Genomic DNA, 15611 nt, shown 5'->3' with positions numbered 1-15611 from the left:
GTGCCGGCGTTTCCGTGTGGATGCTCTGTGACGTTGTTCGGCCAGGTCTACGATCTCGGCGCATCACGTGGTGAGACGCACACCGTCATGACCGGTCACGGTCAGCCGACGCACCATGCCCGGCACATCGTCAGCGATCGCGACGGGCAGGAAGTGCTCGGTACGCCCCTGCCTGTTGCTCTCGATCAGCACCTCTCTGACGGAGCCGATTTCCGCCCCAAGCCGCCGTTGCAGCGCGGCTTCACCAGCCGCGCGCAGCCGCTTCGCACGTTCCTTGATCGCGCCGCCCGCAACCTGCGGCATCCGTGCGGCCGGCGTTCCGGGACGCTTCGAATAGGGGAAGACATGCAGGAAGGTGAGATCGCATTCCTCGACCAGGTCGAGCGAGCGCGAGAACATCTCTTCGGTCTCGGTCGGAAAACCCGCGATGATGTCGGCGCCGAAGGCGATGTCCGGCCGCAGCCTGCGCAGTTGCGCGCAGAACTCGATCGCATCCTTGCGCGAATGCCGGCGCTTCATCCGTTTGAGGATCATGTCGTCGCCGGATTGCAGCGACAGATGCAGATGCGGCATCAGCCTGATATCGTCGGCAATGATGTCGAGCAGATCGCGGTCGGCCTCGATCGAATCGATCGATGAAATGCGCAGCCGCTTCAGCTCGGGCACGTGCCGCAGGATCTGCCTCGTCAACTGGCCGAGCTTCGGCGCGCCAGGCAGGTCGGCGCCGTAGCTCGTGAGATCGACGCCGGTCAGCACGATCTCGGCATGGCCGCGTTCGACCAGCGCACGGACCTGATCGACCACCGCGCCCATCGGCACCGAGCGCGAATTGCCGCGGCCATAGGGGATGATGCAGAAGGTGCAGCGATGATCGCAGCCGTTCTGCACCTGCACGAACACCCGCGGCAGCCCGCGCTCGAATCCGTCGAGCAGATGCGGCGCCATCTCCGTAACCGCCATGATGTCGGCGACCGAAACCTTCTCGCTGTTGCCGATGCCGAAGGGCGCATCAAACGCAGCACGCGTCGCGTGCCAGGCGTCGCCTCGCATCTTCTCGTCATTGCCGAGGACGCGGTCGACCTCGGCCATCTCAGCAAACATCCCCGCTTGGGTCTGCGCCGCGCAACCGGTGACGACGATGCGCGCGGCGGGACGTTCGCGCTTCAGCCTGCGGATCGACTGCCGCGCCTGCGCCACCGCTTCGTTGGTGACGGCGCAGCTATTGATGACGATGGTATCGGCAAGACCTGCCTGCTCCGCCTCGCGGCGAATCACCCCGGATTCGAACGCGTTGAGGCGGCAGCCAAACGTGACGATCTCGACGCCCATGGCCCTTTGTTTGAGCATGATCTCCTCGGAAAACCGGTTTCCACTTTTCCGGATCATGCTCTAGGCGACGCTGGCGAACAGCGCCGGATCGAAGCGGCCTTCATATTCGAACTCGGCGGTGCCGGTCATCAGCACGTGATCGTCGCGCTCGCGCCATTCGATGCCAAGCTTGCCGCCGGGCAGCGTCATCTCGACGCTGCGGTTGGTGCGCTTCAGCCGCGCGGCGGCGACTGCGGTGGCGCAGGCCGCCGAGCCGCAAGCCCTGGTCAGCCCTGCGCCACGCTCCCAGGTGCGCATCGTGATGTGGTCGCGATCGACGATATGGGCGAGCGTGATGTTGGCGCGCTCCGGGAAGATCGGATGATTTTCCAGCAGCGGCCCGAAGCGCTCGAGATCGTAGGCGTTGACGTCGTCGACCCAGAAGATCGCATGCGGATTGCCCATGCTGACCACCGACGGCGAGTGCAGAACCGGATTGTCGATCGGCCCAACCTGCAGCTCGATGTAGCGGGTATCGCGGAATTCTTCGGCGAGCGGAATGTCTTGCCAGCCGAACTTCGGCGCGCCCATGTCGACCGTGTAGAGATCGGGCGCCGGACCCTGCCAGCAATTGAGCAGGCCGACGCGGGTCTCGAAGGTCACCGCGGTCTGCCCGGTCTTCTCGAACAGCCGCCGCACCACGCAGCGCATGCCATTGCCGCAGGCGCCGGCTTCCGACCCGTCATTGTTGTAGATCTTGATGAAGGCCTCGGTGCCCTCGAGCCGCGGGGGCTGCAACACCATGAGCTGGTCATAGGGCACGCCGGCGGGAGAGGCCACCGCGCGCGCCTCTTCTGCCGAAATCTGCGCCTTGGAATCGCGCAGATCGACGACGACGATCTCGTTGCCGATGCCGTTCATCTTGGCAAAGGCGTGGTTGGCGAGCGTGCTCATGGAATTTCCCAACTTCCGCCCGCTTATATGGCGAGTGGTGGCGGGTTGGCCAGTGCGGCGAATTTGAAGTCCCTACGGTGGCTCCGCAGGCTGTAGTAGGAACTTCAAATTCGAAACCGCACTGGAAACAATCATTTGCTGGTGCTCCAGCAATTCCGAAGTTCGCACGGTATCTGCCGCACAGATTTGCGAACTTCGGAATTGGAGCACCAGCCTAGGCCGCCATGACGCATCTGTCATGGGACGAAAGCGGAACTTGCGTGTTAGGAATATCGCACCTTGCGGCCCGTATGCCGGGACAGAGCGGCCTCGAGGGAATGGGGATGGAGAATACCGAAATGAACCGTATCAGCACGTTCCGCGCGGCCCTGGTCGCGCTGCTCCCTTTGGCTGCGATCGCGCTGGCCAGCCCGGCACCCGCCCAGTCGCCGGCCGCCTCGCCGGCGCCCGCAGCGAGCCCGCTACCGGCCCCCGCGCCATCAGCGACCCCGGTCCCGGCTCCCGTGACCCCGGTCCCGCCGCCGGCCGAGACCAAGTCTCCGGCCGACAGCCCCGCCGCGTCCCAGACCCCACCGCCGGCCGCGCCGGTGCAGACCGCCGACCCGTTCGGCGAGCCGTTCACGCTGGAGCCGAAAAAGGTCGTCATGCTGAAGGGCAATGCCAACTGGGATTCGGCGTTCGATGCCCTGATCGAGGCGTTCAAGCAGCTCACCGCGCAGCTCGCCAAGGAGAGCGTCAAGCCATCAGGTAATCCGATGATCGTCTATACCTCGACCGACGACACCGGCTTCACCTTCATCGCCGAAATCCCGGTCGACCAGGACGTAAAGAACCTCGGCAAGAGCATGAGCATGGGCAATTCGCCCGACGGCAAGGCATTGAAATTCGTCCATCGCGGCTCCTACGACAACATGGACAACACCTATGAGGCGATCACCAATCACCTCGACGACAAGAAGCTCGAAGCCAAGGATACGTTCATCGAGGAATACATCACCGACCCCCTGAAGACTGCTGAAGACAAGCTCGTGATCAACGTCTACGTACCCTTGAAGTGAGCCAGATGACCTATCGCGTCCCCTTCGCTGCTGCCCTCATCGCAACCACTCTGCTGGGCGCGCCCGCGCTCGCCGAGACCGACTTTCCGCCGGCGATTTCGGTCACCGGCGAAGCCTCCGTTTCGGCGCCTCCCGACGAGGCGCAGCTCGATGCAGGCGTCACCACCGACGCCAAGACCGCGCGGGACGCCGCCGACGCCAACAACGTCGCCATGGGCAAGGTGCTGGCCGCGCTGAAGGGCGCGGGAATCGCGGAGAAGGATTATCAGACGTCGCGGCTGTCGCTGCAGCCACAGTTCGCCAATCGCCCTCCGTCGTCGCCGAACGCGCCGCCCAGCATCGTCGGCTACCACGCAAGCAATCGCATCACGATCAGGTTGCATGATGTCACCAAGGTTGCGGCGGTCATCGATGCCCTGGTTGGCGCTGGCGCGAATGATATCGGCGGGCTCAATTTCTCGATTTCTCAGGTCTCGAAGCTGCTCGACGACGCCCGCGAAAAGGCGATCGCTGACGCCCGCCGCAAGGCTGAGATCTATGCCAAGGCTGCGGGGGTCGCGCTCGGTGCGCCCTTGAGTATTTCCGAAGTCGGTTCGGCCCCGATGCCGATGTTTCGCGCCAAAATGGCCACGGCCACATTCGCCGCGCCCACGCCAGTTGCGCAGGGCGAAGAAACACTCTCGGTCACGGTGAACGTGTCCTGGGCGATCAAGGAGAAATAGTTTCCGTCGTCCCTGCGAAAGCAGGGACCCATAACCACAGGGTTGAGTTGTTGAAGCAGGCTGCGGCCCCCGCACTTCGCAACAATTGCCGTCGGTGGTTATGGGTCCCGGCTCGCGCTGCGCTTGGCCGGAACGACAACTATTAAATCTCAAACACTTGCCCGGGCTTCAGCGTCGCGAATTTCTCGCGCGGCACTTTTGCCGCGTCCAGTGCCTCACTGAGCGCGATCACCGGCGCGTCGATCGCTTCATCGGTCAATTGAAACGTGCCGTGATGATGCGCCAGCGCCTGCTGCGCCCCGCAATCGGCGAGTGCCTTCACGGCGTCCTCCGGATTCATGTGCTGGTCGCGCATGAACCAGCGCGGCTCATAGGCGCCGATCGGCAGGATTGCGAGCCGCAACGGACCATGCGCTTCGGCGACGCGACGAAAATGACGCCCGTCGCCATAGCCGGAATCGCAGACGATGTAGAGCTTGCCGGCCGGAGTCTCCAGCACGAAGCTTGCCCACAGGGCCTTGTTGCGGTCGTACAGGCCGCGCGCTGACCAGTGCCGTGTCGGCACCAGCGTCACCGCAAGGCCATTGCCGAGCTCGACCCGCTGATGCCAGTCGAACGCCTCGGCTTCGATCGCGGCATCGGCCTCGCGCATCGTGATATCGTTGCCGAGCGGCGTGACCACACGCGGCGCGAACGCAGCGGCGAGCTTCGAGAGCGTCGCGACGTCGAGATGATCGTAATGGCCGTGCGACACCAGCACGACATCGATCCTGGGCAATTTCTCGAAAGCAATACCGGGATCGTTGTGCCGCTTCGGCCCGGCAAAGCTGAACGGCGAAGCACGCATCGACCACACGGGATCGACGAGGATGTTGAGGCCTCCGGTCTGGATCAGCCAGCTCGCATGGCCGACGAAGCACAACCGCACCTTGGCTCCATCGACGTGCGGCGGCGGCGCATCGGCGTACGGGCTCGGCACCCAATCCGCCCAGACGTCGCGCTTTCGGCCGCCGCCAAATTGCCAACGCAGCACTTCGCCGAGCGACTTGGGCGGCGCCCCGGCGGGATCGAAGAAGCGTGTTCCGTCGAAATGGTCGGAGATTGGGCCGGTATAGGTTTTCATTGATGATATCCAGATCGACGGAACGCCGATCCCCGCTGCGGCCCCGGTCAGAGTAGCGAGAAGGCGGCGGCGGGTGATCGGCAAGCGGGTTCCGAGATGGTTCGGCGGGGCAGCCCTGGCTATATGGGTGACAATGCCGAATTCGGAACCAGCGCTGGAAAATGACATATTTTCAGGGCCTTATGCCTTGAAGTGCGTCAAGGCAGGTTCAAACTTTCCTTGACTTTCCACCCCGGCCAGCGTTTAAGGCGGCCACTTCCTCGGAAAGATCCGTCTTTTCGACCCGCCGACCGGCCCTCGAGGCCGGAGGCTAACGCCCGACAGCGCAATGCGCCCTCGGGCGCAAAATTGTTTGGATATTCTTCTCCCTCGCCCCGCTCTTGCGGGGTCGAGACGAGCGAAAGCTCGCTCTTAGAGGGTTGGGGTGAGGGGCTGCCTCCGCGTGTGATGCGCGTGGACGGTCCTGTACCCCCTCACCCGCCGCGCGAGTGCGCGGCGACCTCTCCCCGCAGGCGGGGCGAGGTGAAAAAAGGACAACGGCATTGTTCGACAATCTGTCGGAACGGCTTGGTGGCATTCTCGATCGTCTGACGGGGCGCGGTGCGCTGACCGAAAAGGACGTCGACGCCGCGATGCGCGAGGTGCGCCGCGCGCTGCTCGAAGCCGACGTCGCGCTCGAGGTGGTCACCAGCTTTACCGAGAGGGTCCGCGAGCAGGCGATCGGCGCCACCGTCGTCAAGTCGGTTACGCCCGGCCAGATGGTCGTGAAGATCGTCCATGACGAGCTCGTCGCCACGCTCGGCTCGGACGGCCAGACCATCGATATCAATTCAGTGCCCCCGGTTCCGATCATGATGGTCGGCCTGCAGGGCTCCGGCAAAACCACCACCACCGCGAAGCTCGCCCGGCGCATGGTCCAGCGCGACAAGCGCAAAGTACTGATGGCCTCGCTCGACGTCTATCGCCCGGCGGCGATGGAGCAACTCGCCGTACTCGGCCGCGATCTCGATATTCCGACGCTGCCGATCGTTGCCGGCCAGATGCCGCCGCAGATTGCGAAGCGGGCGCTGGAGGCCGGCAAGCTCGGCGGCTACGACGTCGTGCTGCTCGACACCGCCGGCCGTACCACGCTCGACGAAGAGATGATGAAGGAGGCGGCCGAAATCAAAGCCGCCGCCAATCCGCATGAAGTCCTGCTGGTCGCGGACTCCCTCACCGGCCAGGATGCCGTGAACCTCGCGCGTTCGTTCGATGAGCGCGTCGGCCTCACCGGCATCGTGCTGACACGCGTGGACGGCGACGGCCGCGGCGGCGCCGCGCTGTCGATGCGCGCCGTCACCGGCAAGCCGATCAAGCTGCTCGGCACCGGCGAAAAGACCGATGCGCTGGAGGATTTCTATCCGAGCCGTATCGCCGGCCGTATCCTCGGCATGGGCGACGTGGTGTCGCTGGTCGAAAAGGCCGCCGCCAACATCGACGCCGAAAAGGCCGCGCGCACCGCCGAGCGGATGCGCAAGGGTCAGTTCGACCTCAACGACATGCGCGAACAGCTGCAGCAAATGGCGAATATGGGCGGCATCGGCGGACTGATGGGCATGATGCCCGGCATTTCCAAGATGAAGAACCAGATCGCGGCGGCCGGTATCGACGACAGGATCATCAAGCGACAGGTCGCGGTCATCGATTCGATGACGCGGCAGGAACGCAAGAATCCGGACGTCCTGAAGGCGAGCCGCAAGAAGCGCATCGCGGCCGGCGCCGGCCAGAGCGTGGAGCAGGTCAACAAGCTGCTGAAGATGCACCGGAACATGGCCGACATGATGAAGGCCATGGGCTCCGGCAAGCGCGGCCCGCTCGCCGGCATCGCGCAGGCAATGGGCTTTGGCGGTGGCATGAAGCCGCCTTCGGCCGACGAGATGAAGGCGATGGCCGAGAAGATGCAGGGCGGCGCCGGCGGCGGGCTGCCCAACCTGCCGAAGGATCTTCCCGCCGGCCTGCGCGGCGGTCTGCCCAATGTGCCGGGGCTCACCGGCCTTTCCGGCAAGCCGATGCTGCCGGGTCTCGGCGGCTTCCCGGGCAAGAAGAAATGAGAAATTCGTCGCAACGGATCACAAGCATCCTGCGCGGCGCGAAATACCAATCAACCGAACACACCGTCATCTGAAGGAGAACTCAATGTCAGTCGTTATCCGCCTCGCGCGCGCAGGCACCAAGAAGCGTCCGGTCTATCACGTCGTCGTCGCCGACTCGCGCTTTCCGCGCGATGGCCGCTTCATCGAGCGTCTCGGCCACTTCAACCCGCTGCTGCCGAAGGACAACGAGGCACGCCTGAAACTCGACATGGACAAGGTGAAGGCCTGGCTCGCCAAGGGCGCACAGCCGTCGGATCGCGTCACCCGTTTCCTCGACGCCGCCGGCGTCGTGAAGCGCGCTGCACGCAACAATCCGGAAAAGGCCGTGCCGCGCAAGGAGCGCAAGGCGCAGGCCGAAGCCGCCGCCAAGGCGTAAGCTGAACGGCGACCGCGGTGGCTGCACCGATTTGTGTCGCCCGTATCGGCGCTGCGCATGGTGTGCGCGGCGCCGTCAGGCTTTGGACCTTCACCGAAGACCCGCTGGCCGTGAAGGATTACGGCCCGCTGATGACCAAGGACGGCACGCGCCAGTTCGAAGTGACGCATGCGCGCGAGGCCAAGGACCATCTGGTGGCGACGCTGAAGGGGGTCGCCACGCGCGAGGAAGCGGAGCGGCTCAACGGCATCGAACTCTATATCGCGCGCGACCGGCTGCCGGACACCGACGACGACGAATACTATCATGCCGACCTGATCGGGCTCGCCGCCGTGACGACGGCAGAGCAACCGCTCGGCAAGGTGATCGCGATCCATAATTTCGGCGCCGGCGACATCATCGAAATCGCCCCGCCGCAAGGCGCGACGATGCTGCTGCCCTTTACTAACGCCGTGGTGCCGACCGTCGATCTCGGCCGCGGCCGCGTGGTAATCGACCTGCCGCAGGAAATCGACGGCGACGATCCGGCGGCGGCCTGATCGGTCCCGGATTGCGCTTCGCTCCGTCAGGGCTACCTAAGCCAGATCGGTCACGGAGTACAGCAATGACAAGCACCCACAAGGCCTGGCGGCTGCATGCGCACAACGACCTCCGCTTCGACGACGTCGAAACGCCCAGGCCCGCGCCCGATGGCGTCGTGGTCCGGATCGAGGCCGGCATGGTGCTGTCCTACACCAACAAACTGTTGTTGGGCGCGCTGCCCTACAGCCTGCCGCCGATGCCTTTCGTGCCGGGCACTAACGCGATCGCAAGCGTCGTCGCCACGGGCGAGAACGTCACGCATGTCCGGAACGGCGACCGCGTTTTCCTCAGCCCGCATCTTCGCGGCGACGTGCCGGATCGCGATCCGCCGCAGATCCTGATCGGGCTCACCGCGACGATGACGACGCCGGAGGTGCTGACATTGCAGGCGCGCTGGCGCGGCGGTGTGTTCGCGGAGATTGCGCATTGGCCGGCCGCCTGCGTCACGCCGCTTGCCAATCTCGACGACAGTCCTGCGACCGAGTTGATCGGACTGGCAAAACTGATCGTGCCGTTCGGCGGATTGCAGCGCTCCGGCCTGCGCGGCGGCCACACCATCATTATCAACGGCGCGACCGGCTATTTCGGTTCAGGCGCCGTGATGCTCGCGGTCGCGATGGGCGCCGGCCGCGTCGTTGCGGTCGGGCGCAAGCAAGCGGCGCTCGAGCAGCTACGCGATGCCTTCGGTCCGCGCGTCATTCCGGCTGTCGTCACCGGCGACGCCGCGAGCGATCTGCCGATCCTCCACCGCGCCGCGGGCGGAGCAGCCGATGTCGCGCTCGATCTGCTCGGCGCCGCCAAGAGCACGTCGACGACACTGTCCTGCCTGCGCGCGCTCCGGCGCGGCGGCCGGTTGGTGCTGATGGGCAGCGCCGAGGTGCCGCTCGAACTGTCCTTCCGCGAGATGCTCGCCAACGACTGGGAAGTGGTCGGGCAATTCATGTACGACCGGACCGCGCCGGGCCAGCTCGCAGGCCTCGCCGCGGAGGGCCTGCTGGATTTGCGCAAGATCAACGTCGCGACCTTCAAGCTCGCCGACTTCCGCCGCGCGGTGGACGCCGCGTCCATGATGCAGAGCCTCGACCTGACGGCCGTGGTGCCGTAACCAGAGGCCATGACAACCCAGCCGACACCGTGGCGCGCGACCGTGTTGACCCTGTTCCCGGACATGTTTCCGGGGCCGCTTGGGGTAAGCTTGGCCGGCAAGGCGCTGGCGGGGGGCTTTTGGGCCCTGGAAGCGCGCGACATCCGGGATTCCGCGACCGATAGACACCGCAGCGTCGACGACACGCCGGCCGGTGGCGGCCCGGGTATGGTGCTGCGGGCCGATGTGCTGGCCGCCGCGATCGATGCCGCTGCGATCTCACCTGATCGCCCGCGCCTCCTGATGAGCCCGCGGGGTCGGCCGTTGACCCAGTCGCAGGTGCTGGGCCTCGCGGCGGGGCCCGGTCCCTTGATCGTCTGCGGCCGTTTCGAGGGTATCGACCAGCGCGTTATCGAGGCCCGCGGACTCGAGGAGGTCTCGATCGGCGACTACGTGCTGTCTGGCGGTGAAATCGCCGCGATGGCGCTGATCGACGCCTGCGTCCGCCTGTTGCCGGGCGTGATGGGGAAACAGGCTTCTGGGACTGAGGAAAGCTTCTCCGAAGGACTACTGGAATACCCTCAATATACCCGCCCTCAGGAGTTCGAGGGCCACCAGATCCCGGAAATCCTCATTTCCGGCGATCATGCCAAGGTTGCCGCCTGGCGGCTCGCCCAATCCGAGGCCCTGACTCAGGCTCGCCGACCGGACCTCTGGGTCAGAAAAGCGGTTCCAGGCCGGACAAAAAGCACGACAGACGGGTGACAAACCCTACGCTTTGCCTTATACGGGCGCCAAATCCGCAATACGCGCAGGATAGATGGACGTTTGCGCAGCCCGCGCAGGCTGGGCGCGCCGCCGATGGAGATTTCAAATGAACCTCATTCAGCAGCTCGAAAAAGAGCAGTTCGACAAGCTCGCCGCCACCAAGGTCATCCCGGAATTCGGTCCCGGCGATACCGTGATCGTCAACGTGAAGGTGGTCGAAGGCGAGCGCACCCGCGTGCAGGCCTATGAGGGCGTCTGCATCGGCCGTTCCGGTCAGGGCCTCAACGAGAGCTTCACCGTCCGCAAGATCTCCTACGGCGAAGGCGTCGAGCGCGTTTTCCCGGTGATGTCGCCGATGATCGACTCGATCAAGGTGGTGCGCCGCGGCAAAGTTCGTCGCGCCAAGCTCTATTACCTGCGCCAACTGCGCGGCAAGTCAGCCCGCATCGTCGAGAAGACCGAGCGGTCCGCGGCCGTCGGCGAGTAATTCGTTTCTCAGAACAAGACCAAAAGCGCGGGGCCTGTGCCCTGCGCTTTTTTGTTGCGGCATAGCTATATGTTGGACCGCCCTCAACGTGTCATACGCGGGTCAAGCCCGGCAATGACGACGGGGGCGCCCCGCAGATCGATTGATTGTCGCGGGCCTCAGCCCTGTGTTAGAAATTTAGAATGGTTCCGGATCAAGCAAGCCAGCCCTGCCAGCGCGTCGTGATCGACGATCGCTCGCGGCTGCCTGGCCGGTTCTTCGGACGCTTTGCGACGTCGGCGACGTCGGAGCTTACGCGCGCAGCGTGAAGCTGCCCGGACGCTTTCGCCTGCTCGCGGGTCGACCCGCGCTCAAAGCCATCAACCACTGAATTTCTTCTGGAGCCGACGCTCATGTCCAAACCGACCACGCTGTACGACAAGATCTGGAACGACCATCTGGTCCACGAAGCCGATGACGGCACCTGCCTGCTCTACATCGACCGCCATCTGGTGCACGAAGTGACCTCGCCGCAGGCGTTCGAAGGCCTGCGCACCACCGGCCGCAAGGTGCACGCCCCCGAGAAGACGCTGGCGGTCGTCGACCACAACATCCCGACCACCGACCGGTCGAAGCCGAACCCAGATCCTGAAAGCATCGAGCAGATGCGGGTGATGGCGGAGAACGCCAAGGAATTCGGCATCGAGTACTTCAACGAATTCGACAAGCGTCAGGGCATCGTCCACGTCATCGGCCCGGAACAGGGCTTTACGCTGCCCGGCACCACGATCGTCTGCGGTGACAGCCACACCTCGACGCATGGCGCGTTCGGCGCGCTCGCCCACGGCATCGGCACCTCCGAGGTCGAGCACGTGCTGGCGACGCAGACGCTGATCCAGAAGAAGGCCAAGAACATGCGCGCGGTCGTCGACGGCAAATTGCCCGAAGGCGTCACCGGCAAGGATATCATCCTGGCGATCATCGGCGAGATCGGCACCGCCGGCGGCACCGGCTATGTGCTGGAATATGCCGGCGAAGCCATCCGCGCGCTCTCGATGGAAGGCCGCATGACGGTCTGCAACATGTCGATCGAAGGCGGCGCACGCGCCGGCCTGGTTGCGCCGGACCAGAAGGCGTTCGACTTCCTGCGCGGCCGCCCGAAAGCGCCGAAGGACGCGGCCTGGGACGCGGCGATGCGCTATTGGGAAACGTTGCGCTCGGATGAGGGCGCGCATTTCGACCACGAGATCCGGCTGGACGCGGCCAAGCTGCCGCCGATCGTCACCTGGGGCACGAGCCCTGAGGACGTGATCTCGGTGACCGGCGTTGTGCCCGATCCCGACAGAATCGCGGACGAAGCCAAGCGCCTCTCCAAGCACCGCGCTTTGAAGTACATGGGCCTGAGCGCGGGCACGAAAATCACCGATATCAAGCTCGACCGCGTCTTCATCGGCTCCTGCACCAATGGCCGCATCGAGGATCTGCGCGCCGTGGCCAAGATCGCGGAGGGCAAAACGGTCAACGCTCATGTCAACGCGATGATCGTGCCCGGCTCGGGCATCGTGAAGGAACAGGCGGAGGCCGAAGGTCTCGACAAGATCTTCATCAAGGCCGGCTTCGACTGGCGTGAGCCGGGCTGCTCGATGTGCCTTGCGATGAATCCGGACAAGCTGAAGCCGGAAGAGCGTTGCGCCTCGACCTCGAACCGCAACTTCGAGGGCCGGCAAGGCTTCAAGGGCCGCACCCATCTGGTGTCGCCCGCGATGGCCGCTGCGGCTGCGATCGCCGGACACTTCGTCGACGTTCGCGAGTGGCGGTAGCGGTCAGCGACCGCTGTTGTCTCAAGCTCGAGCCGTTCCGGAAACGGCTCGTTAAGGGCTGACACGCACACTGGCTCCTTGCGGAAACAAGCTTTCGCGAGGAGCCGGACGTGGCCGATAAACCCGAATTCGTCGATATGATCAGCGAGGCGACGCTGCAGAAGCGTCGCCGTGCCCGACCGCGCATCATCGATCCGCTTCCCGATGTGAAGGAAACCTCGCGCCTCAGCCACTGGCCGCCGGACCGCTGGACGCAATGGCGGATGGAAAACCTGACGCCGTGGAAGTTGAAGCCCTGGCGGGTCAAGGACTGGGACTAAATCCACACCGCTTGGCCTGATGGAACGGGCGCCGAATGGCGCCCGTGGTCGTATGACGCTGCGTCAGGTCGACGCGCCCGATACCACAGGCTGCCGCGTGAACCCTTTGCTAAGGGTTGGTGCCTAAGGTTAATCGACAATCAATCAGAAAATTCAGGACTACTTCCGTTTCCATGGCGCGGCCGGCAGGCCAAGCCGTGGCATCGCGTCCTCACGCATGGCTGTTCGCCCAAGTGGGCCGATGGAACCAGCACCATTATCGTGGGACCAGAAATGACCCTTAAATTTCACAATCTGCCCATTATCGCCAAGATCGCGGTGCCGGCGGCCATCATCGCGCTGGTCGCGATCGGCATCGTTGTCCAGGCTTCGCTGGCGCTGAGCCATTTGTCAGCGACCGCGTCCGATCTCGTCGACGGCAACGCCCGCCGGGTGCAGTACAGCCTGGAGGCGGAGAGCAATTTCAACAGCGCGGCGGTCAGCGAGAAGAACGTCATCCTGAGCGCAGCCGACCCCAAGGCAATCGCATCCAATATCGAGAGCTACAACAAGGCAACCGCCGCGACGCTTGCGGCCGTGGATCGCCTGGCGGCCATCACCACCGATACCGGACAGCACCAGTTCATCGATACGCTTCGCAGCGCCGTGGAGAACCGCCGCGAGGCGAGCGCGAAGGTGTTCGAACTGGTGAGCGCGGGCAAGCTCGAAGACGCCTTTGCCTATTCGCGCAACGTCGCAGCCAAGCAGCGTCAGATCGCGATGGACGCGGTCGGGAGCCTGATCGCCGCCAATGTGAAGGGCATGCTGACCGCCCGCGACCAGGGCGTCGCCACCGCCGACCAGACCCGCCTCGTGCTGCTGTTCGGCGCCGCCGCCGGTCTCCTCTGCGCGTTCAATATTCTGGCCTGGATCGCGTTCAGCCAGATTGCGCGGCCGCTGTCGCGCATGACCGAGGAAATGACCAAGCTCGCCGCGGGCAATCTCGACATCGCTGTTGTCGGCGACGATCGCGCCGACGAGGTCGGCGGCCTCGCCAAATCGCTGCTTGTATTCAAGCAGAACGCGATCACGGCGCGCCGCCTCGAGGGGGAGCAACGCGAGGAGCAATTGCGCAAGGAAGCCCGGCAGCGCACCGTCGAGATGCACATCGCGACCTTCGACAGCCAGGTGTCCGAAGCGTTGAACGCCTTGACTGCGGCGTCGACCGAAATGCATGCAACCGCCGGCAGCATGACGGCAACTGCGGAAGAGACCAGCCGGCAGGCGACCTTCGTCGCCAGCGCGTCCAACGAGGCCTCGGCGAACGTCCAGACCGTGGCGGTCGCGACCGAGGAACTGCATGCCTCGATCAGCGAGATCACGCGCCAGGTGACCCAGGCCGCCGAGACCGCCAAGGCGGCGGTGGACGAGACCAACCGCACCAACACGACGGTCGAGAGCCTTGCCGCGGCCGCACAGCGCATCGGCGAGGTGGTCTCGCTGATCCAGAACATCGCCTCCCAGACCAACCTGCTGGCCCTGAACGCCACGATCGAGGCGGCGCGCGCCGGCGAGTCGGGCAAGGGCTTTGCGGTCGTCGCCAATGAAGTGAAGACACTGGCCACCCAGACCGCCAAGGCGACGGAGGAGATATCCTCGCAGATCGCAGCCATCCAGCAGGAAACCCGCGACGCCGTCGACGCGATCAGGAAGATCGGCGGTACCATCGGGCGAATGAGCGAAATTGCGGCGGCGATCTCCGCCGCTGTCGAGCAGCAGAGCGCCGCAACCCGCGATATCTCGAAGAACATCCAGGAAGTTTCGCGCGGCACCAGCGAGGTGTCGGCCAATGTCGGCAGCGTCAACGAAGCGGCCAGCGAAACCGGCAGCGCGGCGACCCAAGTGCTGTCGGCCGCCGACGATCTCAGCCATCAGTCGACCAAGCTGCGTACCGACGTCAGTTCATTCCTGGGAAAAATCCGCGCGGCCTGACCGGATCACTCTGGTTACAACTCCTGCAGATTTCTGAGCGTCATATCGCGCGTTCAAATCTGCCGGTTTGATGGCCGAAAACGACGACAGGCCCGCTGCTCGCGGGCCTGTGTCTCATCTACGCTGATACGTCGCGTCGACTAGAGCGTTTTTGAGCGAAGTGGACGCCGGTTCGCGTGAAGAAAACGCGTCAAAACAAGAATCTAGAGCTTCGGTTCTGATTCAATCAGAACCGAAAATGCTCTAGCGGCGCCAGTGGCGACGATGCCACCGGTGATGCCGGTGGTGCCACCGCACTTCGGTCGTCGCCGGCTTGGTATCCTGCTGTACCGTGGCGGCGGCGCCAGGGCTCGCCAGTGATACCGCGTATGCGCGCTCGGTCGGCGCAGCCATAACCAGTACGGCACCAACGGCCGCGAGCCCCAGAACGTACGTCATCTTCATGAGTCGTCTCCTTGCTTCCCGGATGTCACGTCTCGCAACGACGATTCGGATTGAATCGACCCCCGTTGCCGCGACGCAGATCGCGATGAGACGGCGGGCGACGTGAATGGAGAATGAATAACTGCGCCGCGTTGATGAATTCCGCGCGAGCCATTGGGTTCCTTCGCGGCAGCAGGATCATTCACGTCACTGCGCAAAACCGCCGTAGACTATGGTCGTACCTTACGAAGTGCCTTCTGCCGCAGGAGAACGCCATGACACAACCTGATACACGCAAGTGGCTGACGCGTGCCGCGCTTGCGGCAGCGTTGAGTGGTCCCGTGACGCTGGCCGATGTCGCCTGTGCTTCACAGGGACCGGGCGGCGGCATGGGAACGGCGAGCCATCTCACGCAGGTTGTGATGGCGATCCTGGTCTATGGAACGTCGGGAATGATCGTCGCAGCCAGTTTGTTCCGCGCAGTGCGGGCACGTTAGCTCGCCA

General features: G+C 64.4%; 17 protein-coding genes. 12 read left to right on the top strand and 5 right to left on the bottom strand.

Features of this window, described 5'->3' with window-relative positions; translation table 11 throughout:
* Window positions 1-63 precede the first annotated feature (63 nt).
* Window positions 64-1329 carry a tRNA (N(6)-L-threonylcarbamoyladenosine(37)-C(2))-methylthiotransferase MtaB gene (gene mtaB / locus ACP2YO_RS02180; protein ID WP_426443518.1) on the bottom strand — a complete coding sequence of 422 codons (1266 nt, stop codon included), beginning with the start codon at window positions 1327-1329 and terminating at the stop codon, window positions 64-66.
* Between the two features lie 60 nt (window positions 1330-1389).
* Window positions 1390-2262, bottom strand: a complete 873-nt coding sequence (gene dapF / locus ACP2YO_RS02175) for a diaminopimelate epimerase (protein WP_426438629.1) — start codon at window positions 2260-2262, stop codon at window positions 1390-1392.
* Between the two features lie 338 nt (window positions 2263-2600).
* On the opposite strand from dapF, the gene ACP2YO_RS02170 reads away from it, so the two are divergent.
* On the top strand, window positions 2601-3320 hold the full coding sequence (locus tag ACP2YO_RS02170) for a GyrI-like domain-containing protein (protein WP_426438627.1): 720 nt from the start codon (window positions 2601-2603) through the stop codon (window positions 3318-3320).
* A gap of 5 nt (window positions 3321-3325) precedes the next feature.
* Window positions 3326-4042 carry an SIMPL domain-containing protein gene (locus ACP2YO_RS02165; RefSeq protein ID WP_426438625.1) on the top strand — a complete coding sequence of 239 codons (717 nt, stop codon included), beginning with the start codon at window positions 3326-3328 and terminating at the stop codon, window positions 4040-4042.
* 142 nt (window positions 4043-4184) lie between these two features.
* Here the strand turns inward: ACP2YO_RS02165 and ACP2YO_RS02160 are convergent, their stop codons facing one another.
* Window positions 4185-5249 carry an MBL fold metallo-hydrolase gene (locus ACP2YO_RS02160; protein WP_426438623.1) on the bottom strand — a complete coding sequence of 355 codons (1065 nt, stop codon included), beginning with the start codon at window positions 5247-5249 and terminating at the stop codon, window positions 4185-4187.
* A gap of 458 nt (window positions 5250-5707) precedes the next feature.
* Here ACP2YO_RS02160 and ffh point away from each other — a divergent pair, with 458 nt between their 5' ends.
* The 6 genes from ffh (at window position 5708) to rplS (ending at window position 10594) form a co-directional block, all read left to right on the top strand.
* Complete coding sequence (gene ffh, locus ACP2YO_RS02155) at window positions 5708-7255, top strand: signal recognition particle protein (RefSeq protein WP_426438621.1); 1548 nt, start codon at window positions 5708-5710, stop codon at window positions 7253-7255.
* Between the two features lie 85 nt (window positions 7256-7340).
* Entirely contained in the window at window positions 7341-7673 is a 333-nt protein-coding gene (gene rpsP, locus ACP2YO_RS02150; protein ID WP_050402543.1) for a 30S ribosomal protein S16, read from the top strand.
* Between the two features lie 17 nt (window positions 7674-7690).
* Window positions 7691-8212: a ribosome maturation factor RimM gene (gene rimM, locus ACP2YO_RS02145; RefSeq protein ID WP_426438618.1), complete on the top strand. Its 522-nt coding sequence runs from the start codon at window positions 7691-7693 to the stop codon at window positions 8210-8212.
* 65 nt (window positions 8213-8277) lie between these two features.
* A complete protein-coding gene (locus ACP2YO_RS02140; RefSeq protein WP_426438616.1) occupies window positions 8278-9360 on the top strand; it encodes a zinc-binding dehydrogenase in 1083 nt (360 codons plus the stop codon).
* Between the two features lie 9 nt (window positions 9361-9369).
* The gene (gene trmD, locus ACP2YO_RS02135; RefSeq protein ID WP_426438614.1) at window positions 9370-10104 is read left to right on the top strand and encodes a tRNA (guanosine(37)-N1)-methyltransferase TrmD; all 735 of its coding nucleotides are present in this window, start codon (window positions 9370-9372) and stop codon (window positions 10102-10104) included.
* 109 nt (window positions 10105-10213) lie between these two features.
* The gene (gene rplS, locus ACP2YO_RS02130) at window positions 10214-10594 is read left to right on the top strand and encodes a 50S ribosomal protein L19 (RefSeq protein ID WP_426438612.1); all 381 of its coding nucleotides are present in this window, start codon (window positions 10214-10216) and stop codon (window positions 10592-10594) included.
* Window positions 10595-10787: 193 nt separating this feature from the next.
* Here rplS and ACP2YO_RS02125 read toward each other — a convergent pair whose 3' ends face one another.
* Entirely contained in the window at window positions 10788-10961 is a 174-nt protein-coding gene (locus ACP2YO_RS02125) for a hypothetical protein (RefSeq protein WP_426438610.1), read from the bottom strand.
* A gap of 25 nt (window positions 10962-10986) precedes the next feature.
* Between ACP2YO_RS02125 and leuC the strand changes: the two genes are divergently transcribed.
* The 3 genes from leuC to ACP2YO_RS02110 all read left to right on the top strand — a co-directional run bounded on the left by leuC (window position 10987) and on the right by ACP2YO_RS02110 (window position 14684).
* Window positions 10987-12393, top strand: a complete 1407-nt coding sequence (leuC, locus tag ACP2YO_RS02120; protein WP_426438608.1) for a 3-isopropylmalate dehydratase large subunit — start codon at window positions 10987-10989, stop codon at window positions 12391-12393.
* 110 nt (window positions 12394-12503) lie between these two features.
* Window positions 12504-12713: a hypothetical protein gene (locus ACP2YO_RS02115; protein WP_426438606.1), complete on the top strand. Its 210-nt coding sequence runs from the start codon at window positions 12504-12506 to the stop codon at window positions 12711-12713.
* A 273-nt stretch (window positions 12714-12986) separates the two neighbouring features.
* Window positions 12987-14684 carry a methyl-accepting chemotaxis protein gene (locus ACP2YO_RS02110; RefSeq protein ID WP_426438604.1) on the top strand — a complete coding sequence of 566 codons (1698 nt, stop codon included), beginning with the start codon at window positions 12987-12989 and terminating at the stop codon, window positions 14682-14684.
* A 243-nt stretch (window positions 14685-14927) separates the two neighbouring features.
* On the opposite strand, the gene ACP2YO_RS02105 is transcribed toward ACP2YO_RS02110, so the two are convergent.
* Window positions 14928-15128 carry a hypothetical protein gene (locus ACP2YO_RS02105; RefSeq protein WP_426438602.1) on the bottom strand — a complete coding sequence of 67 codons (201 nt, stop codon included), beginning with the start codon at window positions 15126-15128 and terminating at the stop codon, window positions 14928-14930.
* A gap of 254 nt (window positions 15129-15382) precedes the next feature.
* Here ACP2YO_RS02105 and ACP2YO_RS02100 point away from each other — a divergent pair, with 254 nt between their 5' ends.
* Window positions 15383-15604: a hypothetical protein gene (locus tag ACP2YO_RS02100; protein ID WP_426438600.1), complete on the top strand. Its 222-nt coding sequence runs from the start codon at window positions 15383-15385 to the stop codon at window positions 15602-15604.
* The last annotated feature ends 7 nt before the right edge of the window (window positions 15605-15611 follow it).

This window comes from Bradyrhizobium genosp. P, from assembly GCF_049949265.1.
Lineage (GTDB): Bacteria > Pseudomonadota > Alphaproteobacteria > Rhizobiales > Xanthobacteraceae > Bradyrhizobium.
The sequence above is the reverse complement of the archived record's forward strand: the minus strand, read 5'-3'. Positions and strand labels throughout refer to the sequence as shown.